Below are 25576 nucleotides of genomic sequence, written 5' to 3' on the forward strand. Positions count from 1 at the left end.
GGATCGATCAAGTGAACCTGAGCGAAGGGCAAGCCCACCTCCATACCCGCTCCGACCTTCCCGAAGACCTCGTCAGACTGATCGAAGCCCGGCACCACGACCCGTTTTCGGCGCTCGGCCGTCACCGCCGCGAAGGCGCCGATCTGGTCCGGGTGATTCTTCCGCAAGCCGAACACGTCACGCTTGGCGAAGGCGGCCCGGAGGTCCCGCGGATCCCCGGAACCGACCTTTTCGAACTGGACATCAGCGGCCTCGAAATCCCCTACCACTACCGGCTGCACTGGCTCGACAAACAAGGTCAGCGACAGAACCATATCGACCCCTACACGTTTCCGCCACAGTTGTCCGACTTCGACCTGTACCTGTTCGGCGAAGGACGGCATTGGCACATCTACCGGATTCTCGGCGCGCATCCGCACACGATCGATGGCATCCCGGGCACCTTGTTTGCGACCTGGGCCCCGAATGCCGAGCGCGTCAGCGTCGTCGGGGATTTCAATGAGTGGGACGGACGCCGGCACCCGATGCGGATCCACGGTAGCAGCGGAGTCTGGGAACTGTTCATTCCCGAACTGCCGAGCGGCACGCTCTACAAGTTCGAGATCCGAAACCGGCAATACGGCAGCATCCTGCTGAAGACAGACCCTTACGGACAGGAATTCGAACTGCGCCCCAACACGGCGTCGATCGTCCGCAGCGGTGAGCCCTACCCGTGGTCCGACGGGGCTTGGATCGAAGCCCGCCAAACCTGGGACTGGCTGCATGAACCGCTGTCGATCTACGAGGTGCACCTGGGCTCCTGGCGCCGCACGGCAGACGGTGAGTTCATCGGCTATCGCGAACTGGCGGCCCAACTGGTTCCGTACGTCAAGGCGCAGGGTTTCACGCACATCGAACTACTGCCGATTACCGAACATCCCCTGGACGCCTCCTGGGGCTATCAGACCACCGGCTATTTCGCGCCGACACGCCGCTTCGGTGATCCGGACGATTTCCGTTACTTCGTGGACTACTGCCACCAGCAGGGCGTGGGTGTGATGCTGGACTGGGTTCCGGCGCATTTTCCGAAGGATGCGCACGGCCTGGCGAACTTCGACGGCACCGCGCTGTACGAGCACGCCGATCCCCGGCTGGGCGAGCACCGCGACTGGGGTACGCTGATCTATAACTACGGCCGCAATGAGATCCGTAACTTCCTGATCGGCAGCGCACTTTTCTGGCTGGAAGAGTTCCATCTCGACGGCCTGCGGGTCGATGCCGTGGCGTCCATGCTCTACCTCGACTATTCCCGACAGCCGGGCGACTGGATTCCGAACAAGTATGGCGGCAACGAGAATCTCGAGGCAATCGCCTTCCTGCGCGATCTCAATACCGTAACCCATCAGCAGCATCCGGGCGTGCTCATCATGGCCGAGGAGTCCACGGCCTGGCCCCAGGTCACACGGCCCACCTGGACGGGTGGTCTCGGCTTCTCGATGAAGTGGAACATGGGCTGGATGCACGACTCCCTGGTCTACATGGGGAAGGACCCGGTGCACCGCCACTACCATCACGACATGCTGAGCTTCGGCCTGTTGTACGCGTTCACCGAGAATTTCATTCTGCCTTTCTCGCATGACGAGGTCGTGCACGGCAAACGCTCACTCCTGCACCGGATGCCCGGCGACGAGTGGCAACGCTTCGCCAACCTGCGCGCCCTGTACACCTACATGTTTACCTATCCGGGCAAGAAGCTGCTCTTCATGGGCTGCGAGTTCGGCCAGGGCGAAGAATGGGACTTCGACCGCGAACTGGACTGGTACGTGCTCGAATACCCGTTGCACAAAGGCGTACAGCGACTCGTCGCAGACCTGAACGCCCTTTATCGTGAGGATTCCGCCCTGCACTATCACGATTTCGAGGGCCAGGGTTTCGAATGGATCGACTGCCATGATGCAACGCAGTCGGTGCTGAGCTACCTGCGCCGCAACGGCGAAGAGTTCACGGTGACCGTCCTGAACCTGACCCCGGTGCCGCGCTACGATTACCGTATCGGCGTCCCGCTGGACGGCCGCTACCGCGAGGTCCTGAACTCCGACGCCACCGTGTATGGCGGCAGCGGCACTGCCAATGGCGAACTCGAGGCCGAAACTCGGGAATGGATGGGCAGACCTTACTCCTTGCGTCTGACCTTACCGCCGCTGGCGGGCATCGTAATCCGGCCGGTGACGGCGGAAGGCTCAGAACCGTGAAGAAAATCCTGTTCGTCTCCAGCGAGGTCTTCCCTCTGATGAAGACCGGCGGGCTGGGGGACATCTCCAGCAGCCTGCCGGGCGCATTGCACGCACTGGGGCAGGATGTCCGCGTGCTGACGCCGGCTTATGGCGACACGCTCACGGCCTTGGCACACACCCGCGAAATCACCATCGTCCAGGCCGGGACGGAACTCCGCCTCGTCGAGGGGACGATCCCTGAGACTTCGGTACCGATCTGGCTGCTCGTTCATCCGGACTTCTCCGAGCGCCCCGGCAACCCCTACCTGGCGCCGGACGGCTCGCCATGGCTCGACAACGCAGAGCGCTTCGCGTTTCTGTGTCGGGCAGCCGTCGACATCGCGATGGACCGTGTGGGCCTGGGCTGGAAGCCTGAACTGGTGCACTGCAACGACTGGCAAACGGGGCTGATTCCGCCCTTGCTGGCCGATGAGCCGGCGCGCCCGGCAACCGTCTTCACGGTTCACAACATGGCCTATCAGGGGTTGTTCCCGCATGACGTCTTCCTCCGCCTCGGCCTGCCGCGCTGGCTCTGGTCGCCGGACGCCCTGGAGTTCTACGAGCAGATGTCGTTCATCAAGGGAGGGCTGGTGTTCTCGGACCGGATCAACACGGTCAGCCCGACCTATGCCGAAGAGATCCAGACCGACGAGTTCGGATGCGGCCTGCAAGGTCTCCTGAGGAAGCGCCGCAACGACCTGCGCGGGATCCTGAACGGCATCGACGACGGACACTGGAACCCGGCCAGCGACCCGTTGATCGAGGCCCGATTCGACGTGACATCACTGGATCAGAAAGCACTCAACAAAACGGCATTGCGGCGCGAATTCGCACTGCATGACGCACCGGACCGCGCCCTGGCAGTGCTGGTCGGGCGTCTCGTCCAGCAGAAAGGGATCGACCTCGTTGTCGAGGCGATCCCGGAACTGATCGAAGCCGGGGTGCAACTGGCAGTGCTCGGAACCGGCGATCCGGTCTACGAACAGCGACTGCTGCAGGCCGTAAGGCGCTATCCGGGCCAGATCGGCGTGCGGATTGGCTACGACGAGGCGCTCGCTCACCGGGTCGAGGCCGGCGCCGATCTGTTCCTGATGCCGTCGCGCTTCGAACCTTGCGGCCTGAACCAGATGTACAGCCAGCGTTACGGTACCGTGCCGGTGGTCCGGCGCGTCGGCGGCCTGGCCGACACGGTCGAGGATGCCAACCCGACCAATCTGACGCTGGGCCGGGCCAGCGGCATCTTGTTTCACGAACCGACCCCATCGGCACTGGTCAAGGCCGTGCAGCGGGCACTGGTGATTTATCGTCAGCCGGCAGCGTGGCGGAAACTGCAGTGTACCGGCATGTGCAAGGATTTTTCGTGGCGGCAAAGCGCCCGGCAATACCTGGAGTTGTATCGCGCTGCGGTGCTTTCCTGCCAGCAGGCGAAGGAATCGGCCGGAGCGCATTTCCGGACTTGAGCGCGGCGCAAGGCCGCCACGCCAGTCCACCGGAGTTCAGAGCCCGGGATCGTTCAGCGCGCCATAACGCGTTCGGAGTTGGTCCCGGTTCAACGCGAGCCACTGCAGGGCCACGATCGGGATCGCCGAATCGATTTTGCCCTGCGCAAGCAGATCGATCGCGTCCTGGTAATCGACGACGCGGACCCAGATGTCCTCCTGTTCCTCCGGCAGTCCGTAATGGCCGCCGATCTGACTCGCGTCGACGATCCCACAGAACAGCGTCAGCTTTTCGGAACATCCACCCGGCGTCGTGAAGAACTCATAGATCGGAATCAGTTCGTCGAGCGTGCAGCCCGCTTCTTCCAGAGCCTCACGGTGCGCGACTTCCGGCGGTTCCTCACCCTCTTCGATCGCCCCGGCGACGATCTCCAGCAACCACGGATCCTGCTCGGTCTTCATCGCGCCCACACGGAACTGCTCGATCAACACCACTCGATCCCGTCTCGGATCGTAGGGGATCACCGCGACGCAGCGCCCACGATGAAACAGCTCGCGCTCCAGGACCTCGGACCACCCGCCGCGGTACAACGTATGGCGGAACCGGTAACGAATCAGGCTGAAGAAGCCCTGGTAGACGGTTTCTTCCTCCACGACCGAAAAGGCCTTGTCCATCGCGACAGCGTCCTTGCTCAGCGCAGGGTTGCCGTCAGCAACTGGTTTTTCCACAGCAACGCGGCAAACGTGGTGCCGACACGCTGCGACAAGCGCTCGAACCAGTCCTCCGTCTCGGTAAAGTCGGCAAGCTCGGCGGCTCCGATCTCTTTTTCCGCAACCGACCGCACATCACCATAGCCATCGACCAGCCCCAGCGCGACAGCCTCGGGGCCGCTCCAGATCAAGCCCGAGAACAGCTCGGGGTTGTCCTTCAGACGCGCACCCCGACCCTCCTTGACTGCTGCGATGAATTGCTGATGGATGCCGTCCAGAACGGTTTGCACGTGCGCCTGCTCGGCCGGCTGTATGGCCCGGAACGGATCGAGCAGCGCCTTGTGGTCGCCCGCGGTCAACGCGCGCCGTTCGATGCCGAGCTTGTCCATCGCGCCGACGAAGCCGAAACCATTCATGATGACGCCGATGGAACCGACGATGCTGGAAGGGTTCACGAAGATCTTGTCTGCCGCCGCGGCGATGTAATAACCACCGGACGCACATAGATCGGTCACGACGGCATGGACCGGCAATTTCGGATGATCCTTTTTGAGGGTCCGAACCGCCTCAAACACATAGGCCGCCTGAACCGGCGTACCCCCGGGCGTGTTCATCTTCAGGATGATGCCCTTGGTGCCCGCGTCCTCGGCCGCGCCTTTCAGCGCCCGAATGATCGCGTCGGCGTTGGCGCGACTGCCGTCCGCAATCAGTCCCTCGATCTTGATGACCGCGGTGTGATCCTTGCCGCCCCCCGGACGCGCAGAGGAAAGCGGCTTGAACGCGGCCCATAGCGCGATTCCGATATAAGCCAGGAACGCCAGCTTGAAACCGATATTCCAACGCCGCGCGATCCGCTGCTCGCGGATGGATTCCAGCAGCACTTTCTCGAGGACACCGCGCTCCCAGGGGCTCGGCTCCGTTCCGCTGGGGGTGTTGTGTGAATGGGTCTGGGCGTTTTCCTCGTTCATCGTATTCCGTGTCGGGGTTTGTAAAGTAAACCGGACATAGGGCTTAGCCGGTGTGGAGAAACGCCGGCAGCTCAACCACCCGGTTCAGACAGCTTAGCGGGTTCATTTCGGTCAGCTCGGCGCGATTGTTGGCGCCGCTGGTCACGGCAATTCCGGCGATCCCGGCGTTGGCTGCCATGCGGAGGTCGTGGATCGAGTCGCCGATCATGACGGTCCGATGGGGCGCAATGCCGGTGACGGCGAGAATTTCGTACAACATCGCGGGATCCGGTTTGGACGCGGTCTCATCGGCGCAGCGTGTCGTCTCGAACAATGACCCCACCCCCGTCTGCTCCAGGGCGTGATCCAGCCCCCGCCGCGCCTTGCCGGTCGCGATTGCGAGCCGGAAACCCGCGTCCCGCAATTCTCCCAGCATATCGGATACCCCGTCGAACAGGTCCGCTGCCGTCAACTGGCGGGTGAAGAAATGCCGGCGGTAGGCATCCATCAACGGACCAATGCGCTCGCCGTCGATTCCCGGGAATGCCGCCTTCAGCGCTTCGTCCAGGCTCAAGCCGATGACCGACCGGGCCACGGCATCGGTCGGCACCGGGAGACCCGACTCGCAGGCCGCATTCTGCAGGCACTCGACGATCCAGTCGACCGAGTCGAGCAAGGTACCATCCCAGTCGAAGACCAGCAGGTCGAACCGTCTGACCATCATGGACACCGCTCCAGGAAGCTTTGCAACTCGGCATCGAGCGGGGCCTCCACCGTCAGCGTCCGGCCCGACCCCGGATGCACAAATGTGAGCCGGGAAGCATGCAGGAAAAGCCGGCGCAGGCCCTGCTGTCGAAAAGCGCGATTCCGCTCCGACAAACCGTAACGCTCATCACCAGCAATCGGATGCCCCATGAACTGGGCATGCACGCGGATCTGGTGGGTGCGACCCGTGTGCGGCTCGGCCGCAACCAGCGTCGCCGTCTGGAATGCCCGCAGCCGGCGGAAAGTCGTCGCGGCTGCCTTGCCGGCGGCGGACGCCTTGACCATCCGCTCGCCTCCCTGCAACACGTTCTTGTCGAGTGCCGCGTCCACCGTTCGCATCTTCTGGTTCCAGGCACCGGTCACTAACGCGGTATAAACCTTTTTGACGGCATTCTCGCGGAATTGTTCGTGCAGACTGCGCAGCGCACTGCGCTTCTTGGCAATCACGAGACAGCCGGAGGTATCACGATCCAGCCGGTGGACGAGTTCCAGATAACGCGCCTCGGGCCGCAACTTCCGCACGCCTTCGATAATCCCGAGGACCAGACCGCTGCCACCGTGCACGGCGATGCCCGCCGGCTTGTTGATGACCAGCAGTTCGGAATCGTCGATAAGTATCCGGGGCGTCAGGCGCTCTGCGAATGCGTCGACGGCACCGGAGGGCGGCTCATCGGTTCTGGCCGCCACCTGCAGCGGCGGGATACGGACCAGATCGCCACTGGCGATGCGCCGCGCGGCATCGATCCGTCCGCCATTCAGGCGTACCTGCCCGGTGCGCAGAATCCGGTAAATGTGGCTTTTGGGAACGCCCTTGAGCTGTGTCAGAAGGAAGTTGTCGATGCGCTGTCCGGCGTGTTCCTCGCCGATACGAACAAGCCTGACCGACGCAGGAGGCCGGAGTGTTTCAGTCATTCTCGAATAATAACAAGTTCGTTCGCGAAATTGATGCTGAATGACAAGCTTGTTATAGTGACGACAGTTCAATGAAGAGTTTTCGGGGCGACCTGAGAGACCTCCAGACCGGACGATGGGAACAACTCCGGGTGCAATCGAGATCGGGCAGCGGGCTGGGTCGTGACCGAGCGACAATCGTCGCAGGGTTCCCGCCGCCGCGCTCCTCAAGTAGCTACCGAGCGCCGGCCCCTTCATGTTGCGGACGGCCGCAGCTCGATGCGACTGATCGATATCCCCGAATGAACCGCGCACCGGACCGATCTCCCCGCGTTCCCCCGAGCTTGAGCTCGCATTCGAACTGCCTTGTGCCGCATAACGAACAGGGTTTTCTCGCTCGACCCGAGATGAGCGAGTCGTCTTACGTCGAAGCGTTTTCCCGGAGCGTAGAGCCCCGTGGGATGCGGACTGATGTCGAATGGCAGCGCCGGCCTGAACGCAGGGCCGCACCATATCGAATAAGGCCCGGTCACCCAAGAAAGAGGCCCATCCTCATGAACGAAAAAGCAGGCGCGTTCCGCGTCGGGAAATGGTCGGCGGCGACACCGAAGGACCTAATAAATGAGAAGAATGCTGATCAACGCGACGCAGCCGGAAGAGTTGCGCGTAGCGCTCGTCGATGGACAGAAGCTCTATGACTTCGACATAGAAGTCCCCTCGAAGGAACAGAAAAAGGCCAATATCTACAAAGGCACCATCACCCGGGTAGAGCCGAGCCTCGAAGCGGCGTTCGTCAACTATGGCGCCGATCGCCATGGCTTCCTGCCGTTCAAGGAAATCACGCCGGAGAACATCGCACGGAACGGTGAGGAGGAGTATACCCGGCGCGACATCAAGGACCTGATCAAGGAAGGTCAGCAAATCATCGTCCAGATCGAAAAGGAGGAACGCGGCAACAAAGGCGCCGCGCTGACCACCTACATCAGCCTGGCCGGTAGCTACCTGGTGCTGATGCCGAACAACCCCAAGGCAGGCGGCATCTCGCGACGAATCGAGGGCGACATTCGCTCCGACATGCGCGAAGTCATGGCGCAGCTGACGATTCCCGACGGTATGGGGCTGATCGTCCGGACTGCCGGTGGCGGCAAATCCCCCGAGGAATTGCAGTGGGATCTGAACTACCTGCTGCAGCTCTGGGAAGCGATCGAGCGCTCTGCGGCCGAAAAGCCCGCTCCCTTCCTGATTTTTCAGGAAAGCAACGTCATCATCCGGGCGTTGCGCGACCATCTGCGCGGTGACATCGACGAAATCCTGATCGACAACCCGGCAACCCACAAGCTGGTGCAGAGCTTCCTGCAGCAGGTCATGCCGCAGTTCATCGAGCGCGCGAAGATCTACGAGGACACCGTCCCGCTCTTCAGCCGCTACCAGATCGAAAGCCAGATCGAGCGCGCTTATGCCCGGGACGTTCCGCTACCGTCGGGCGGCGCCATCGTCATCGACCACACCGAGGCGCTGACGACCATCGACATCAACTCGGCGCGCGCGACCAAGGGCGGCGACATCGAAGAAACGGCGCTGAACACCAACCTCGAGGCCGCCGACGAGATTGCGCGGCAATTGCGACTGCGCGATCTGGGCGGCCTGTTCGTGATCGACTTCATCGACATGATGGCCTCGCGGAACCAGCGCGCAGTGGAGACGCGTCTACGCGATGCCGTCAAGAGCGACCGTGCGCGCATCCAGATCGGCCGCATCTCGCGCTTCGGCCTGATGGAAATGTCACGCCAGCGGATACGCCCGTCATTGGGAGAGTCCACGCTGCTGACCTGCCCTCGCTGCAAGGGACAGGGCTCGATCCGCAGCGTCGAGTCGCTGTCGCTGTCGATCCTGCGCATCCTCGAAGAGGACGCGATGAAGCGGAACACCGACAAGATCATCGCACACGTGCCGATCGAGGTCGCGACCTTCCTGCTCAACGAAAAGCGCTCGACGCTGGAGCAAATCGAACAGCGGCACGATGTCGGCATCGTCGTGATCCCCAGCAAACATCACGAAACACCGTCGTATGACATCCAGCGTGTGCGTTCGGCCACCGGCGGCGCCGAGGACGAGGCGACGGCCCGGCCGAGTTACGGGATGATCAAGGACCCCGAGACCGCCCCGGCAGCAGCGAAGCCCTCCCGCGAACAGTCCCAGGCGACCCAGGAACCGGCAATCCGGAACTTCCTGCCGGCCCAGCCGGCACCTGCCGGCGTCCCCGACAAGCCTCCGGCTGCGCCAGCCCCCAGCGGCGGCTTCATCAAGCGTTTTCTGAACATACTGACCGGCGGCCGGCCGGAAGACGAGGACGACAACGCCGAGACCGCCACCGAACCCAAGGAGCCGCCACGATCGGCCAGCCCCTACGGTTCGGTTCCCAGGCCGACCGAACGCGCACCTGAACCCCGCCGACCGGAGAGCGGCAACCGCTCGTCGTCTGCCACCCGCGACGACAGTGAGTCGCGCGGAGAACCGAAACGCGAGCCCTCGAAGCGGAGCAGCCGCCGCCGGCGCTCGCGCCGCAGCGACGGCGACTCTCGTTCACCTTCGAACGGCTCGAGCCCGACTTCGAATGCCCCACGCGAAGCAAGCGAGCCGCGTGAAGAGCGTCGGAGCCCCGAACGCGCTCCGGAGCCCGTCGTGCGCGAGGAGAACGCTCCAAGCAATGACATCAGGTCACCCAGCGAAGAAGCTTTCGTAACCTTCGACACGGAAGAAAGCGCAGCGCGGGCAATGGCCGTGGTCTCGTCCCATCCGAAGAGCCGGAACTACCGCGAGCCACGGGAGCCGCGCGAGCCGCGCGAGCGGTCAGCACCCGTGCGCGATGACAGCCCCGTTGAGCGCAGCAATGACGAACCGGTCCTGACTGTCGATGGCCTCGAAGGCGCCACGGAATCGACCGAGACCCCGCCGCCGCGTTCCAGCCGGCGTTCGTCGCGTCGCCGCGGGCGCGGCCGCCGCGGCAGCGGTGGCGGTGACCGCTCGGCGTCTAACGGCAACGCGTCATCCGACCAACAGGAAGGCGGTGGCGAGTTCTCGCCTGCAGAAGGGAATGATTACGACGGCAACGCGCCGCCGAACCCGGCGGAACCGACCGGCGCCCCGTCGTTCAGCGAAGGCTTTATGCCCCGTGCCGAACCCTCGGCGCCCGAGCCCGCGCCTCTGCACGTCGACCATCAGCCGGCACCCCCCGTCTTCGAGGAGCCGCGTCCCACGCCCTACCCGAACGGCAACGGCACCAACGAGACATCGGCACCGACGTCGGACTGACTGCGCGCCATTGGGGTCGCCCGCAGCGACCCCAATGGCCGGAAACTGGTACGCCGACCGCTTCGCCCGCTAACCGGCGGGCGCGGCCGGCATCAATGATTCGCCATCCCGCGAACCGGAACCGCATGTCGGGCTAGGGCGCAGTTCCGAAGCCTGCAGTGAAGCCGCCTGACGCCGATGATCGCGCGCGCCCGGGGTACATCCGGACTGTCTGATGCGCTGACTTGCCCCCTTGATCGATCAAGTCCGTAGCCGGGAATCCGCGTGCCGCGGCTGTCCACTCTGCCAGGCCTGGGGCACACGCCCCGTTTTGACCGAACGGTCACCCGATTGCAGCGGAGCACTCGGGACCCCGACGCCAAGTAAGGCTCTTCCTGCAGAGATACCCTGGCCGACTACCCGGGCGCTGGACCCTTCATGGACGGGCCTGCTTCTGGCGCTCCCGGGCCCAGCAGTATTGCGATCGGACGGGTATGCGGGCTCGCGTCGAGCGCAATGACCAGCGCCGTCGTCAGTGGCACCGCCAGGAACATGCCGGTAGTGCCGAACAGCCAGCCCCAGAACAGCAGCGCGATCAGGATGGTCAGCGCGGAAATGCCGAGGCCCTTGCCCATGATCCGTGGCTCCAGCACATCGCCGATAACGACATGGATGGCCAGATAACCGCCCAGAACCAGCGCGGTGGTCTGCAGGTCGGTCTGTACCAGCGCCAGCAAAACCGGCGGAATCATCATCACGATGCCGCCCACCACGGGCACGAAGTTAAGAAAGAAGGCCAGCACACCCCAGAGAACGGCAAAATCGATCTCCAGCAGGTGCAGCAAAAGCCAGGCGCAGGCTCCCGTGACGAGGCTCATCGCCGTCTTGATGAGCATGTAGTGGTTGATGGAACCGAGCAGTTTCTTGAGCCGCGCATCGCCCGCTTCGGTGAGATGGAAGGCGACCGAGAGCTTCGCGGGCAACGCGGGCGCTTCCAGCAGCATGAAGATCACGATCAACAGCACCATAAGTCCGGTGGCCAACAGATCGCCTGCATTGGACAGCAGCAAGCGCACGACACCGACCACCTTGTTCGGGTCCATCAGGTCGGGCACCGCTTCGCGCGAGCCGCCGATCCCGACGCTCTCGGCCCACCGGCCGAATTGGTCGCTCAACAACAGGAAGCGCTCCTGATAACTCGGCAGGCTTTCCCGGAACCCTTCGAGCGCTCCCGTAGTGATCAGGGCGAACAGGCTGCCGAGGTCCAGTAGCACGAAGACAATCAACGCCAAGGCACCCCATTTCGGTACCCCGTGACGCCTCAGCCAGCGCAGCGCCGGCGTGGCGATAATCGTGATGAACACCGCGAGCAGAATCGGGGTCAGTATCGGCGCCGCCAGCTTCATCAGGCCGATTACGAGAGCGCAGGACCCGGCCACCAGGATGGCCCTGGCAGGTGGGCTGAAGAGCAAGTCGGACCTCATTCGGGCTACCCCCACTGATGCGATGATATGCGGACCGGGACGAAAGCCCGCACAGTGGCGGACGTTCGCTTGAAACGCGGGCAAAGGATGTGACCCGCGCGATCCGGTGTCAACACGGTGAGACGAATGCTGGCCCGTCATCCGCCGGCTCGATGCGAACCTCCGCTCCTTGCTGAAGGCAAACGCCATTCCGCCGACGCCGGGTAACGGTCGACGCGCGCGCGGAAGACGAGCCGCCTTGCCGCCCGAACAGCCCGACACGCCGCAATTCCGCCTATGGCAAAATGGAGCGTGAGGCCCGCGGTAACTCGCGACCACTTTCTGCCTGATCCGTCAGTTCCGGTAGCCGACACTACGCTGCAACCCAGTCGACAGTTTCCACCGCATGCCACTGCCCCAATTCACCCGCGGCGACCTCGACGGCTTCTTCGGACTGTTCATCGACAACCTGCTGCAACTGATGCTGATCGGGCTGCTCGGTCCTGTGGTCTGCGGCTTCCCGCCGGAACTGATCGCCGAGCGCGTCCTGCCCGGCGCCGCTCTGTCGGTGCTGTTTGGCAATCTGTTCTACGCCCGGCAGGCGCGGCGCCTCGCGGCGCGCAGCGGACGTGCCGATGTCACCGCCCTGCCCTATGGCATCAACACGGTCAGCCTGCTGGCCTTTATGTTCCTGGTCATCGGCCCGGTGTACCGCGAGACCGGCGACCCGGTCCTGGCCTGGAAGGTCGGGCTGTTCGCCTGCTTCCTGAATGCCGGCATGGAACTGGTCGGCGCATTCGGCACGGACTGGCTGCGCCGCAATACCCCGCGCTCGGCACTGCTGTCGGCCCTGGCCGGTATTGCGCTGACCTTCATCGGCATGGGCTTCGTGTTCCAGATCTACGCGGCCCCCGGCCTCGCGTTGCTCCCGATGATGCTGATCCTGGCGGTTTACGCCTCGAAGCGGTCGCTGCCGCTCGGTCTGCCGGGCGGCCTCGTCGCGGTGCTGAGCGGCATGGTCATCGCATGGGTGCTGCATGCGGGCGGCTGGATCGCCGCGGCTCCGGTCCCGCCCGCTGCGCCGATCGGCCTGCACCTGCCGCAACCAGTCATCGGCGCCATACTGGAACTGATCGGCTCGCCGCTGGGATGGAAATACCTTGCGGTGATTTTCCCGATGGGTCTGTTGAACATCATCGGCTCACTGCAGAACCTGGAAAGCGCCGAGGCTGCGGGTGACCGCTACGAGACGCGCCCGTCACTGCTCGCAAACGGCGTTGGGAGCCTGGTCGCGGCCTCATTCGGCAGCGCCTTCCCGACGACGATCTACATCGGTCATCCCGCCTGGAAAAGCATGGGCGCCGGCACCGGCTATTCGGTTCTGAACGGGTTGGCAATGAGCCTCTTATGCTTCACGGGCGCGTACGCCTCGGTGCTGCGCATCGTGCCGGTCGAGGCCACGCTGGGCATCCTGCTGTGGATCGGCCTGATCATCACCGCCCAGGCCTTCCAGGAAACCCCGCGGCGGCATGCGCTGGCAGTCAGCTTCGGCATGGTCCCGTCGCTGGCGGCCTGGGCGCTGCTGCTGATCGAGACCGCGCTACGCGTCGCCGGCAGTTCGCTGTTCACGGTGGCGGACCGTTTCGGCGGCGATCTTCATATCTATGGCTTGATCGCGCTAAGCCAGGGCTTCGTGTTCACGTCGACCATCCTGGCGGCCGTGCTGGCCTTCATCATCGACCGGCGTTTCGATAGGGCCGCCGCCTGGACGCTCGGCGCCGCCGCGCTGTCTTTCTTCGGCGTGATCCACGCTTACGCGCTCACCCCGCAGGGCGTCCAGAACCGGTTCGGACTCAACGCGGCACCGGAGTTTGCGCTGATTTATGCGCTGTGCGGGCTTATGTTGTGGGTCTTTCACCTAAGAGAGTCGCGACTGGTCGGCGTGGCTGTCGCGCCGGAGTCCTGACATGGTTCAGCGATCGGCCATGCCACTGATACTGATCACGGTCATCGCTGTGATCGCCGCAGCGCTGCTGCCGCCGATCGCGCAGGATCCGGCCTATCACGCGTTCGCCGACCGGCGCACGCTGCTCGGCATCCCGAATGGCGCTGACGCGCTCAGCAACCTGCCCTTCATCGTGGTGGGAGCGCTGGGACTGCGCACCCTGTCATCAGGCTGTCCGCCCGGCGGCCTGACCGAACTGCTGCCGGCTTATCGCGCATTTTTTGCCGGGATGGTGTTGGTCGGAGTCGGCTCCCTGTACTACCACCTGGATCCGACCAACGCGACACTGGTCTGGGACCGGCTGCCGATGACGATCTCGTTCATGGCTTTTTTCGCGGCCCTCGTCGGCGAGCATGTATCACCGGCACTCGGACGACGGCTGCTGTGGCCGCTCGTCGTCCTGGGCCTGGCAACCGTGCTGTACTGGCATCTGACCGAAACCGCCGGCCGCGGCGACCTGCGCCCCTACGGCCTGGTGCAGTTCCTGCCACTGGCGCTGATGCCGCTGATCCTGCTGCGCCATCCGTCCCGGCTGCAGGGCACACACTACCTGTGGGCAGTGCTCGCAGCCTATGGACTGGCCAAGGGCGCCGAAGCCGCCGACGCATGGATCTTTGGCGCTACGGGTTTCATCAGCGGCCACAGCCTCAAGCATCTGCTCGCTGCGGGCGGGGGGTACGCCTTTCTGTTGGCCTTGCGACAGCGACATCCGTCAGACTGCAACCTCGCCGGATGAGTCTCCCGCGCCGGACCGATGCCCCCGTGTACTCGTCCGCGGCCGAATCCCTTGCTGCGATGGAACCTTCCGCCTGCTGTCCCGTCCCATTGTCTGAGCAGCGCTAGGACATGTTGCCGCCGGTTCCCCGGCGCACGAGAAGGAACGGCGCACCACCGGCAACACCAATTCCCAAGTCCGGCAACGGGGACTCTTTGCACTGTGGTAGGCTATTCCCATGGCCAAACCGTTGACCGGCGCCGTGCCCGAGGTCCACTGCCAGCGATCTTCAAGCGAACGTCGATGACTGCCGCACTTCTACCCGCTCCGACGCGGTTTCACGCGACCCACCGGTCGTCACTGCGCCCCGCGTGTTGCTCATTCGGCGACGCTGCTCCAGCCACAACGCGCACTCTCTCATCTACCGGTAACTGACCATGGCACTATTCGACCGATATCAGACACGCTACGAAAAGAGCAAGCAGGAGGAATTGAGCCTACAGGAGTTTCTGGAGATCTGCCGCGAGGATCCGTCCACCTACGCCAGCCCCGCGGAGCGCATGCTGCTCGCGATCGGCGAGCCGGTGATGGTGGACACCCGCACCGACGCGCGCCTGAGCCGCGTCTTCGCCAACAAGATGATAAAGCGCTACCCGGCGTTCTCCGACTTCTACGGCATGGAGGAAGTGGTCGAGCAGATCGTCGCGTATTTCCGCCACGCGGCCCAGGGTTTGGAAGAACGCAAGCAGATTCTGTACTTGCTCGGGCCGGTCGGGGGCGGCAAGTCCTCGCTGGCCGAGAAGCTGAAGTCACTGATCGAGAAGGTGCCGTTCTACGCGATCAAGGGATCGCCGGTGAACGAGTCTCCCCTCGGCCTGTTCTCGCCGGAGGAAGACGGCGCCATTCTCGAAGAGGAATACGGCATCCCACGCCGCCATGTGAACGGGATCATGTCGCCCTGGGCCGTCAAGCGCCTGCACGAGTACAACGGCGACATCACGCAGTTCAAGGTCGTCAAGCTGTACCCCTCGATCCTGGATCAGCGGGCGGTCACCAAGACCGAGCCGGGCGACGAGAACAATCAGGACATCTCCTCGCTGGTCGGCAAGGTCGACATCCGGAAGCTCGAACGCTATTCGCAGGACGATCCCGACGCTTACAGCTTCTCCGGCGGACTATGCCTGGGCAACCGCGGCATCATGGAATTCGTCGAGATGTTCAAGGCGCCCATCAAGGTGTTGCACCCGCTGCTGACCGCCACACAGGAAGGCAACTACAAGGGCACGGAAGGGCTGTCGGCGATCCCGTTCGAGGGCATCATCCTGGCGCACTCGAATGAGTCCGAGTGGACGCAGTTCCGCAACAACAAGAACAACGAGGCCTTCCTGGACCGCGTCTATGTGGTCAAGGTGCCCTATTGCCTCCGCGTCAGCGACGAGATCCGGATCTACGAAAAGCTGCTCGCACACAGTTCGCTGTCCGAATCGCCCTGCGCGCCGCACACGCTGAAGATGCTGGCACAGTTCATCGTGCTGTCGCGACTGAAGGAGCCGGAAAACTCCAACATCTACTCGAAGATGCGGGTCTATGACGGCGAGAACCTGAAGGACACCGATCCGAAAGCCAAGTCCTACCAGGAGTACAAGGACTACGCCGGCGTCGACGAAGGCATGGAAGGCCTGTCGACCCGCTTCGCGTTCAAGATCCTGTCGAAGGTCTTCAATTTCGACCATTCCGAGGTTGCGGCGAACCCGGTCCACCTGCTGTACGTGCTGGAACAGCAGATCGCTCAGGAACAGTTTCCACCCGAAACACAGGAACGCTATCTGCGGTTCATCAAGGAATACCTGGTGCCGCGCTACGTGGATTTCATCGGCAAGGAAGTGCAGACGGCCTACCTGGAATCCTATTCGGAATACGGGCAGAACATCTTCGACCGCTACGTGACCTATGCCGACTACTGGATCCAGGATCAGGAATACCGTGATCCGGACACCGGCGAGAACTTCGACCGCCGCGCGCTGAACGAGGAACTGGAGAAAATCGAGAAGCCGGCCGGCATCAGCAATCCAAAGGACTTCCGCAACGAGATCGTCAACTTCGTGCTGCGCGCTCGGGCCAGCAACGCCGGCCGCAACCCGGCCTGGACCAGCTACGAGAAGCTGCGCGCGGTCATCGAGAAGAAGATGTTCGCCAACACCGAGGAGTTGCTGCCGGTCATCTCTTTCAACGCGAAGGCCTCGGCCGACGACCAGAAAAAGCATGAGGATTTCGTGAACCGCATGGTGCTGAAGGGCTACACGCCGAAGCAGGTGCGGCTGTTGTCCGAATGGTATCTGCGCGTCAGGAAGTCCTCCTGAGGCAGGGCCCAGCCTATGTCCAGCTTCGTCGATCGCCGGCTGAATCCGAAGAACAAGAGCGCCGTCAACCGTCAGCGCTTTCTGAAGCGTTTTCACACGCAGATTCGGCGGGCGGTCGCGGATGCGATCTCGAAACGCTCGGTCACCGACATCGAGAGCGGGGAGAAAGTCCGCATTCCGTCACGCGACACGTCCGAACCCTACTTCAAGCACGGGCCCGGCGGACGGCGCGAGATGGTCCATCCGGGCAACCAGAAGTTCGTCACGGGAGACCGCGTCGCCCGACCCGAGGGCGGCGGCGGCAAGGGCGGCGGACAGGGTGACGACTCCACCGAAGGCTCCGACGATTTCGTCTTCGAACTGACGCGGGAAGAATTCCTCGATTATTTCTTCGAGGACCTGGAACTGCCGAATCTGGTCAAGACGCAACTCGCGCGCGAGGAAACCCCGAAGAGCGTGCGCGCCGGCTTCACGTCCGATGGTGTGCCCGCCAACCTGCACGTGCTACGCTCGCTGCGCGGCGCGCTGGCCCGTCGCACCGCCCTGTCCGGTCCTTACCGGCGGGAAAAGCTCGCGCTCGAAGAGGAACTGGAGGCGCTGCTGCCGGAGACCGACGGTAACCGCACACGCATCGCCGTGTTGCGCGAGGAGATCGAGGCCCTACAGCGAAAAATCGACGCCGTACCGTTCATCGACACCTTCGATCTGCGCTATCGCAGCCGGGTGCAACTGCCGGCGCCGACCTCGAAGGCCGTCATGTTCTGCGTGATGGACGTCTCCGGCTCGATGGATCAGGCCAAGAAGGACCTGGCGAAGCGCTTCTTCCTGCTGCTGTACCTGTTCCTGCGCCGCAACTACGACCGCATCGACGTGGTATTCATCCGCCACCACACAATCGCGCAGGAAGTGGACGAGGAAACCTTCTTTTATTCCCGCGAGAGCGGCGGCACCGTCGTATCGAGCGCGCTGAACCTGATGCGCGATGTGATCCGTGACCGCTACCCTGCGCGCGAGTGGAACATCTATGGCGCGCAAGCCTCCGACGGCGACAACTGGCCCGAGGACTCCGGTAAGTGCCACGCGATACTCAGCGACGAAATCATGCCGTCGGTGCAGTACTACGCCTACATCGAGATCAACAACGACAATCGCCAGGGGCTTTGGGCCGAATACGAAAAGGTCGAGGAAGCCTGGCCTAACTTTGCGATGCGCGCAATCTACGACGCCTCCGAAATCTACCCCGTGTTCCGCGAACTGTTCCAGAAGCAACAGGCATGAAGCCGCTCTCCGAAGGCTCCGAGTGGACGTTCGAACTGCTCGAACGCTACGACCGTGAAATCGCGCGCATCGCTGCGGAATTCGGTCTGGACACGTATCCGAACCAGATCGAGGTCATCACCTCCGAACAGATGATGGATGCCTATTCGAGCACCGGTATGCCGGTGTTCTACCATCACTGGTCGTTCGGCAAGCAGTTCCTCAGCGTCGAAAAGAGTTACCGGCGCGGGCAGATGGGCCTGGCTTACGAACTGGTCATCAATTCGAACCCCTGCATCGCCTATCTGATGGAGGAGAACACGATGACCATGCAGGCGCTGGTCATCGCGCACGCCTGCTACGGGCACAATTCCTTTTTCAAGAACAACTACCTGTTCAAGGCCTGGACCAGTGCCGATGCGATCGTCGACTACCTGGTCTTCGCCCGCAACTATATCTCGCAGTGCGAGGAGCGCCACGGCCAGGAGGCGGTGGAGGACATCCTGGACTCCTGCCATGCCTTGATGAGCTACGGCGTCGACCGATATCGGAAGCCACCACCGCTATCGATGGAAGAGGAACGGACCCGCCAGCAGGAGCGCGCCGATTACCTCCAGTCGCAGCTGAACGACTTGTGGCGCATCACGGTGCCGTCCCGGGCCCATGCCGGCACGCAGAAGCATGAGCGCTTCCTGCCGGAGCCCGAGGAAAACCTGTTGTACTTCATTGAGAAAAACGCACCGCTGCTCGAAACCTGGCAGCGCGAGATCATCCGTATCGTCCGCAAGGTCGGCCAGTACCTGTACCCGCAGCGGCAGACCAAGGTCATGAACGAGGGCTGGGCCACATTCTGGCACTACACGCTGCTTAACCGGATGTTCGAGGAAGGTTTGGTGACCGAAGGTTTCATGCTGGAGTTCCTGTCGTCGCACACCAACGTCGTGTTCCAGCCGACCTACGACAAGCCTTACTACAGCGGCATCAATCCCTACGCGCTGGGCTTTGCGATGATGAGCGACATCCGCCGCATTTGCGAGCGGCCCACCGACGAAGATCGGCACTGGTTTCCGGAATGGGCCGGTTCCGATTGGATCAAGACGCTGGACTGGGCGATGCGTAACTTCAAGGACGAGAGCTTCATCGCGCAGTTCCTGTCGCCGCAGGTCATCCGCGACTTCAAGCTATTCAGCGTCTTGGACGACGAGGATGACGACGAACTGGAAATTACCGGCATCCACGACGAGGCCGGCTACCGGGCGGTGCGCCAGCGCCTTTCCGACCAGTACAACCTAGGCAATATCGAACCGAACATTCAGGTCTACGATGTGGACACGCGCGGCGACCGCTCGTTGACCCTGCGCCATTACCGCCACAACCGCCGCCCCCTCGCCGACAACGCCGATGAAATGCTGCGCCATGTCCGCCGCCTGTGGGGTTTCACCGTATTCCTCGAGTCGGTCGAGCCGGACGGCCGGGTCGTCGATACCTTCGAGACGGATTGAGCGAGCAGCGACCCCTCGCCCCCCGACACCTGGGTCCAGCCTCCACACTACGCTGCGTTTGTTCCCGGCTTTAACCGGCCCACTGATCCAAGAACGACGGGGATCGCTGACGGCCGGGATACGTGCCGCGGGATTGAGGTACCTCCAGCCTGTCGTCGCGGCTGTACGACAAGCGTCCCAGGTGCCAGCATGGCCACACCCGTCCCTTCTCGCTGCACATCAAAAAACGAACTCCCTGCCCCGATCGCGCGCGGATGCCCGGCCTGGCACTTCAGGCGCCGCGCACCTCAGGCCAAGCCGCGATCAAGGCTGCAAGAAGAATCTGATATAGTGGAATCGGCGTCGGCCAGGCCGACATAATGCTTCGACAACAGGCGGCCGCAAGGGTATGCCTGTCCGGGAGGGGTCGGAGCACAGATGCCGCTCGGTTCGGGGGAAGGCGAACCGGCTTTTGGGGGGACTATCAATAACCCCGCAGCGGATTGTCAGGAGACACCCATGGATTCGATCACGTTTTCCCGCGCGCCGTCCGTCTCGGACCGGCCCGCCGTTCGTCAGCCGAGCGCCCATCATTCGCACCCGCGCCACCCGTTACCATCGCTCTCCTCTCAGCCGCCTGCGGCGGCGACAGGTCGCTACATTGGCCTGATGCTGACCCCGTTGCTGCTGGTGGCGGCCGCAAGCGCCACCGCGAGCGGCGAAACGACCCGGATCAGTGAACGTTCGGGCAGCAGCGTCGGGCTGTCAAGCTATGAGCGACCCGGCGTTTCTGCTGACGGACGTTATGTTGCCTTTGCTTCGCGGTCCAGCGACGCGGTGGGAGGCGATACGAACGGGGTATCGGATGTGTTCGTGCGCGACCGGGCCACGCGACGAACCATCAGGATCAGCGTCGGCTCGGATGGCAGGCAAACTGACGCGATGTCGGATGCACCGTCCCTGTCCGCCAATGGCCGCTTCATCGCCTTCCGTTCATCTGCCGGCAATCTCGTGCCTTCCGACACGAATGGCGCGGCGGATGTCTTCGTCCATGATCTGAAAACGGGTGAGACGACTCGCGCCAGCATCGACTCGAGCGGAACGCAGGGCGATCTGTCTTCAGGTCCCGAGATCGCCCTCTCGGCAGATGGTCGCTTCATCGCTTTCAGTTCGGCGGCGTCGAATCTCGTTCCCGGCGACACCAACGGCGAGCGCGATTTCTTCGTCCACGACCGAAATACGCGCGAGACCAAGCGCATCAATGTCGATTCCCGGGGCAGACAGTCGGCGTTGGCCTATAGCGACAACGGTTTGGCTATCTCGGCCGATGGCCGCTTCGTGGCCTTCACGTCGAGTGCCAACGCACTGGTCTCCGGCGATACCAACGACAAAGCCGACGTGTTTGTCCATGACCGGCAAACGCAGGAAACCACCCGTGTCAGTGTCGATTCGGCTGGCGCCGAGCAGAACGGATCGGTGTTGCGGGGCATAGACCTGTCGGCCGACGGGCGGTACGTCGCATTTTCTTCAGGCGCCGACAATCTCGTACCCAACGACACCAATCGCGTCTACGACATTTTCGTGCACGATCGATCGAATGGTATGACCACTCTGGCCAGTGTACGGTCGGGAACCGCCCTGCCGTTCGCCAATGCGCTGGAGCCCAGGCTCTCGGCCGACGGCCGCTTCGTCGCATTCGGTTCGCTCGACCCGAACTTCGCCTCCGATGACGCCAATCGGGCCGGCGACGTCTTCGTCTACGACCGCCTGACGCGGCAGACCCAGCGGATCAGCAGCAATCCGGACGGAGTTGCCGGCGACGCGGGCTCGTTCGTTCCTGCGTCGATCTCCGCCGACGGGCGCTTTGTCGCGTTCACCTCGGATGCCAGCGACCTGATTGACCGCGATACCAACGGAGCCACCGACATTTTCGTCCGCGACCGGTTGGTGGACCGTACCGCAATGGCCGACCTGGCCATCACGCAGACCGTCAGCCCAAGTGCGTTCGAGCCGCTCGCCCCCGTGACGTACACCGTGACGGCCGTGAACCATGGGCCCGATCCTGCCACCGAGGTCGCGCTCGTCGATCGCCCGCCACTCCTCAGCGCGAGCGTAAGCAGCGCCACGCCCAGCCAGGGCCATTGCAGCCAGGGCACCCCGCTGGTCTGCTACTTCGGTGTGCTCGCGCCCGGCGCCGAAGCCACCGTCACACTGACCCTGCAACCCCGATGGCAAGGCACTCCGAGCCTGTCGAACACCGCCTCCATCAGCGCATCACCCGTCGACCCGGACAACGGCAACAACCGTTCGGCGGTCCGGGTGGATGCAGCCTCTCAAGCCACAACCACACGCTGATGCATCCGATGCGGTCGACCCGACAAAGGCGCCCTGCTCCCTGTACTTGAGCGAACTCCATTGAAATCAACGGAAAACAGACCATGAAGACACCGCCCCGTTCCTCTCAAGAAGCCCGCAGGGCGATGTGGCCCGTCTTTCGCTGCCTGCCACTCGTGCTGGTGATGATGACCGATTACGCGCTGGCCGCCGGCGAGACCACGCTCGTCAGTGTGTCCCAAACGGGGCAGCGCGGTGACAAGTCCTCTCGCGAGAGCGCCCTGTCGGCCGACGGACGCTACGTCGCCTTCATTTCAGGTGCCGGCAATCTGGTTCCGGATGACACCAATAACGCCTGGGATGCCTTTGTCCGCGATCGAGTGTCCGGGAAAACGACCCGCGTCAGCGTCACCTCCAACGGCCAGCAAAGTGAGGGAGATACGTTCATCGGTCTGCGAGTGGCAATTTCTGCGAATGGCCGTTACGTGGCTTTTCAGTCTTTTGCCCGCGACCTCGTCCCGCAAGACAACAATCGCGCGGCCGATATCTTCGTGCACGATCGGAAAACCGGTCGCACGGAACGCGTCAGCGTCGACTCCTCGGGTAATGAGGGTAATGCCAATTCGGCTTGGCCATCCATTTCCGCCGATGGTCGGTTCGTGGCCTTTTGGTCCGTTGCCAGTAACCTGGTGCCTGATGACACCAATGACCGGAATGACGTGTTTGTGCACGACCGGGTCACCGGCCGGACGGATCGTGTCAGCGTCGATTCGGCTGGCAATCAGTTTCTGCGTGCCGATTCGATGGACTGCGCGATCTCCGGCAACGGCCGCTACATCGCATTCAGCAAGGGTTCCAGTAACCCTTTACCGGGTATACCAGCACCTCCGGATGGAGGTATCTATCTGCATGATCGTCAGACGCGCGAGACGGTGCTGGCCAGTTTCGACGCTGCCAACAACCCGGTCTTTGAAGCCGGCTTCGATCCGGTCGTCTCCGCCGATGGCAGGTTCGTCGCGTTTGCTACCGGAATGCCACTTGTGCCGAGCGACACCAACGGAACTACTGACGTCTACATTCGGGATCGGCAGGGCGAACGAACCATCCTCGCCAGCGTCGACTTCGCAGGAAGGCCGACCCGGGACGGCGGCTCGCGTCCCCTGATCTCCTCCGATGGGCGCTTTGTTTCTTTTCTATCGGCGACCGTACAACTCTACGACTCGACGACCGGCCGATCAGCCTTGGTGACCGATGAGCTACCGGGCCCCACGGGCTTCTGCCGCAACGGCGGTGTATCGGCCGACGGCCGGGTTGTTGGCTTCGAATGCACCACTAATTCCGGCACCGCGCAGAAATTTGACACCTTCGTTCGCGACCGCCTGCTCGATCGCTCGGCGACGGCCGACCTCGCCGTCACCCAGACCGTCAGCCCGAGTGCGTTCGAGCCGCTCGCCCCGGTGACGTATACCGTGACGGCCGTCAACCACGGGCCCGATGCCGCCGACGAAGTCTCGCTCTATGACAGCCCAGCGCTGCGCAGCGCGACCGTGAGCAGCGCCACGCCCAGCCAGGGCCACTGCAGCCAGGGTGCACCGCTGGTCTGCTACTTCGGTGCGCTCGCGCCCGGCGCCGAAGCCACCCTGACTCTGACCCTACAACCCAAGTGGCAGGGCACCCCGCGCCTGTCTAACACCGCGCGCATTAGCGCCGCTCCGGTCGACCCGGACAACGGCAACAACCGTTCGACAGTCCGGGTGGATGCAGCCTCTCAAGCCACAACCACACGCTGATGCATCCGACGCGGTCGACCCGACAAAGGCGCCCTGCCCCCTGTACTTGAACGACCTCGATTGACATCAACGGAAAGCAGACCATGAACACGCGAACCGCTTGCAGGCATCACGGCGACGCCATCATACAGGCGACGTCCCGCACGCCATCCAGCCAATCGACGAAGCCTGATCGCGCCCCGCTCTGGCAATTCCTGGGCATGGCGTTGGCGCTCACAGCGAGCAATGTCCTGGCGGTCGGGGAAACGACGTTGATCAGCGCCGACGAAGCAGGACAGCCGGGGAACGCCTGGTCGGGCAGCGCAGTGCTGTCAGATGACGGCCGCTTCGTGGTGTTTGCTTCGGATGCCGACAATCTCGTCCCGGGTGACACCAATGGTTTAACCGACACCTTCCTGTATGACCGCGGCGCCCGACGGATGACACGCGTCAGCGTCGATTCTTCTGGCCATCAAATGAATCGCGGGTCGGGTGGCCTTCCTGCCATATCGGCGAACGGTCGCTTTATCGCCTTCGCCTCGCCCGAGCTCGATCTAAACCCCAATTGCTCGGGATGTACATGGGGCATCTTCATACATGACCGCCTCTCCCATGAAACCTCACGCTTGCCGCTGAATCCTGGAGGAGAGGTTTCTTTCTCCCTATCTGGCAATGGGCGCTTCGTGGTGTTCGAATCGTTCGCCGATCAGGTCATGGCAGGGGATAACAACGGCGTGACCGACGTCTTTGTTCACGACCGACAGAGCCATAAAACGACGCGCATCAGCGGAGACCCGTCGGGCGGCCAGGGAAATGGTCATTCCGAGTTTCCTCGGATCTCCGCCGACGGGCGTATCGTCGCGTTCGTATCTGGCGCCAGCAACCTCGTTGCTGGCGACACCAACGGCAACTACGATGTGTTCGTGCACGATCGGCAGACACACCAGACCACACTGGTTAGCGTAGACTCCTCAGGAAAACAAGGCGTTAGCGGGAGCCCTACTCACATCGATATCTCCGCGGATGGGCGTATCGTCGCATTCGCCTCCACCGCGAGAGGTCTGGTCCAGCGCGACTGGAACGCCAGGGAGGACGTCTTTGTTCATGACCTACAGACCCACCAGACGTCTCGGGTCAGTGTCGGATCGAACGGCGAGGAGGGCAACGACTATTCAACCATTCCACGCTTGTCCGCCGATGGGCGTTTCGTCGCATTCTTCTCGTCTGCCACCAATCTGGTTTCCGGTGATACCAATCGATCCGGCGATGTATTCCTGCACGACCGCGTAACGCGCCAAACCACGTCTCTCAGCATCAACAGCAAAGGGGAGCAGGGGAATTCCCACTCGCTGTCCTACGGAATATCCGGCGATGGGCGTTTCATCGTGCAACATTCGGCGGCCAGCAACTTCGCTGCCGGCGACACGAACGGTACCTATGACGTATTCGTTCGCGACCGCCTGATCGACCGCTCGGTCACGGCCGATCTCGCCGTCACCCAGACCGTCAGCCCGTCGCCCTTCCCGGCGTCGAGTCCGATCACCTATAACATCACCGTAACCAATCACGGTCCGGATGCCGCCAACGATGTCACGCTGGTCGACGGGCCGTTGAAGGCCTCAGCGGTACCCAGCCAGGGCACCTGCAGCGCCGGAGCTCCCAAAGTCTGTTACCTGGGAACGCTGACGGCCGGTGCCGACGCGACCGTCACCCTGACCTTGCGCCCCCGCTCGCCCGGCACGACTCGGGTATGGAATTCCGCGCGGGTCAACGCCGCTCCGGTCGATCCGAACCCGCGCAACAACAAGACCGGCTTGCATGTCAGCGCCGCGCCCTAGCCCGTCCAGCAGTTCCGACGCGCCGCACGTCTTGCACGACTCGCGGTGCCGGCTTGCC

Annotated in this window: 16 protein-coding genes; 11 read left to right on the forward strand and 5 right to left on the reverse strand. The window is 63.1% G+C overall.

From position 1 onward, the window contains the following. Positions 1-11: 11 nt before the first annotated feature. Positions 12-2231 carry a 1,4-alpha-glucan branching protein GlgB gene (gene glgB, locus BWR02_RS00210; RefSeq protein ID WP_236101777.1) on the forward strand — a complete coding sequence of 740 codons (2220 nt, stop codon included), beginning with the start codon at positions 12-14 and terminating at the stop codon, positions 2229-2231. After that, the gene (gene glgA, locus BWR02_RS00215; protein WP_268921365.1) at positions 2228-3712 is read left to right on the forward strand and encodes a glycogen synthase GlgA; all 1485 of its coding nucleotides are present in this window, start codon (positions 2228-2230) and stop codon (positions 3710-3712) included. Before glgB ends, glgA begins: the two co-directional genes overlap by 4 nt. Before the next feature lie 36 nt (positions 3713-3748). Here the strand turns inward: glgA and BWR02_RS00220 are convergent, their stop codons facing one another. Genes BWR02_RS00220 through rluC form a run of 4 tightly spaced genes read right to left on the reverse strand, consistent with a single transcriptional unit; the run spans position 3749 to position 7026 of the window. After that, positions 3749-4366, reverse strand: a complete 618-nt coding sequence (locus BWR02_RS00220) for an NUDIX domain-containing protein (RefSeq protein WP_139556179.1) — start codon at positions 4364-4366, stop codon at positions 3749-3751. A gap of 17 nt (positions 4367-4383) precedes the next feature. Beyond that, complete coding sequence (gene sppA / locus BWR02_RS00225) at positions 4384-5370, reverse strand: signal peptide peptidase SppA (RefSeq protein WP_139555784.1); 987 nt, start codon at positions 5368-5370, stop codon at positions 4384-4386. A 43-nt stretch (positions 5371-5413) separates the two neighbouring features. Next, complete coding sequence (locus tag BWR02_RS00230; protein WP_236101779.1) at positions 5414-6073, reverse strand: HAD-IA family hydrolase; 660 nt, start codon at positions 6071-6073, stop codon at positions 5414-5416. Further along, the gene (gene rluC / locus BWR02_RS00235) at positions 6070-7026 is read right to left on the reverse strand and encodes a 23S rRNA pseudouridine(955/2504/2580) synthase RluC (RefSeq protein WP_139555785.1); all 957 of its coding nucleotides are present in this window, start codon (positions 7024-7026) and stop codon (positions 6070-6072) included. The genes BWR02_RS00230 and rluC overlap by 4 nt, the downstream gene beginning before the upstream one ends. 600 nt (positions 7027-7626) lie before the next feature. Here rluC and BWR02_RS00240 point away from each other — a divergent pair. Then, positions 7627-10317 (forward strand): Rne/Rng family ribonuclease, encoded by a 2691-nt coding sequence (locus BWR02_RS00240; RefSeq protein WP_139555786.1) that lies wholly within the window; start codon positions 7627-7629, stop codon positions 10315-10317. Between the two features lie 395 nt (positions 10318-10712). On the opposite strand, the gene BWR02_RS00245 is transcribed toward BWR02_RS00240, so the two are convergent. Beyond that, the gene (locus BWR02_RS00245; protein ID WP_139555787.1) at positions 10713-11780 is read right to left on the reverse strand and encodes an AI-2E family transporter; all 1068 of its coding nucleotides are present in this window, start codon (positions 11778-11780) and stop codon (positions 10713-10715) included. Between the two features lie 385 nt (positions 11781-12165). Here BWR02_RS00245 and BWR02_RS00250 point away from each other — a divergent pair, with 385 nt between their 5' ends. The 8 genes from BWR02_RS00250 (at position 12166) to BWR02_RS00285 (ending at position 25518) form a co-directional block, all read left to right on the forward strand. Then, positions 12166-13725, forward strand: a complete 1560-nt coding sequence (locus tag BWR02_RS00250; protein ID WP_139555788.1) for an NCS2 family permease — start codon at positions 12166-12168, stop codon at positions 13723-13725. A 1-nt stretch (position 13726) separates the two neighbouring features. Next, positions 13727-14500, forward strand: coding sequence for a ceramidase domain-containing protein (locus BWR02_RS00255; RefSeq protein ID WP_139555789.1), 774 nt, complete (start codon positions 13727-13729; stop codon positions 14498-14500). A 416-nt stretch (positions 14501-14916) separates the two neighbouring features. Next, positions 14917-16839 carry a PrkA family serine protein kinase gene (locus BWR02_RS00260; protein ID WP_139555790.1) on the forward strand — a complete coding sequence of 641 codons (1923 nt, stop codon included), beginning with the start codon at positions 14917-14919 and terminating at the stop codon, positions 16837-16839. Positions 16840-16854: 15 nt separating this feature from the next. Further along, on the forward strand, positions 16855-18117 hold the full coding sequence (locus BWR02_RS00265) for a YeaH/YhbH family protein (protein WP_139555791.1): 1263 nt from the start codon (positions 16855-16857) through the stop codon (positions 18115-18117). After that, positions 18114-19598: a SpoVR family protein gene (locus BWR02_RS00270; RefSeq protein ID WP_139555792.1), complete on the forward strand. Its 1485-nt coding sequence runs from the start codon at positions 18114-18116 to the stop codon at positions 19596-19598. Before BWR02_RS00265 ends, BWR02_RS00270 begins: the two co-directional genes overlap by 4 nt. A 498-nt stretch (positions 19599-20096) precedes the next feature. Continuing rightward, the gene (locus tag BWR02_RS00275; RefSeq protein WP_139555793.1) at positions 20097-21932 is read left to right on the forward strand and encodes a DUF11 domain-containing protein; all 1836 of its coding nucleotides are present in this window, start codon (positions 20097-20099) and stop codon (positions 21930-21932) included. Between the two features lie 83 nt (positions 21933-22015). Continuing rightward, positions 22016-23701 (forward strand): DUF11 domain-containing protein, encoded by a 1686-nt coding sequence (locus BWR02_RS00280; protein ID WP_139555794.1) that lies wholly within the window; start codon positions 22016-22018, stop codon positions 23699-23701. Between the two features lie 83 nt (positions 23702-23784). Continuing rightward, positions 23785-25518 (forward strand): DUF11 domain-containing protein, encoded by a 1734-nt coding sequence (locus tag BWR02_RS00285; RefSeq protein WP_139555795.1) that lies wholly within the window; start codon positions 23785-23787, stop codon positions 25516-25518. The last annotated feature ends 58 nt before the right edge of the window (positions 25519-25576 follow it).

Origin of the sequence: Methylotetracoccus oryzae (genome assembly GCF_006175985.1) — a bacterium.
Lineage (GTDB): Bacteria > Pseudomonadota > Gammaproteobacteria > Methylococcales > Methylococcaceae > Methylotetracoccus > Methylotetracoccus oryzae.

Coding starts and splice junctions, on each gene's coding strand:
- BWR02_RS00250 (WP_139555788.1), top strand. CDS start 12,166: ATGCCACTGCCCCAATTCACCCGCGGCGACCTCGACGGCTTCTTCGGA.
- BWR02_RS00260 (WP_139555790.1), top strand. CDS start 14,917: ATGGCACTATTCGACCGATATCAGACACGCTACGAAAAGAGCAAGCAG.
- rluC (WP_139555785.1), bottom strand. CDS start 7,026: ATGACTGAAACACTCCGGCCTCCTGCGTCGGTCAGGCTTGTTCGTATC.
- BWR02_RS00220 (WP_139556179.1), bottom strand. CDS start 4,366: ATGGACAAGGCCTTTTCGGTCGTGGAGGAAGAAACCGTCTACCAGGGC.
- BWR02_RS00255 (WP_139555789.1), top strand. CDS start 13,727: ATGGTTCAGCGATCGGCCATGCCACTGATACTGATCACGGTCATCGCT.
- sppA (WP_139555784.1), bottom strand. CDS start 5,370: ATGAACGAGGAAAACGCCCAGACCCATTCACACAACACCCCCAGCGGA.
- BWR02_RS00240 (WP_139555786.1), top strand. CDS start 7,627: ATGAGAAGAATGCTGATCAACGCGACGCAGCCGGAAGAGTTGCGCGTA.
- BWR02_RS00270 (WP_139555792.1), top strand. CDS start 18,114: ATGAAGCCGCTCTCCGAAGGCTCCGAGTGGACGTTCGAACTGCTCGAA.
- BWR02_RS00280 (WP_139555794.1), top strand. CDS start 22,016: ATGAAGACACCGCCCCGTTCCTCTCAAGAAGCCCGCAGGGCGATGTGG.
- BWR02_RS00275 (WP_139555793.1), top strand. CDS start 20,097: ATGGATTCGATCACGTTTTCCCGCGCGCCGTCCGTCTCGGACCGGCCC.
- BWR02_RS00230 (WP_236101779.1), bottom strand. CDS start 6,073: ATGATGGTCAGACGGTTCGACCTGCTGGTCTTCGACTGGGATGGTACC.
- BWR02_RS00265 (WP_139555791.1), top strand. CDS start 16,855: ATGTCCAGCTTCGTCGATCGCCGGCTGAATCCGAAGAACAAGAGCGCC.
- BWR02_RS00245 (WP_139555787.1), bottom strand. CDS start 11,780: ATGAGGTCCGACTTGCTCTTCAGCCCACCTGCCAGGGCCATCCTGGTG.
- BWR02_RS00285 (WP_139555795.1), top strand. CDS start 23,785: ATGAACACGCGAACCGCTTGCAGGCATCACGGCGACGCCATCATACAG.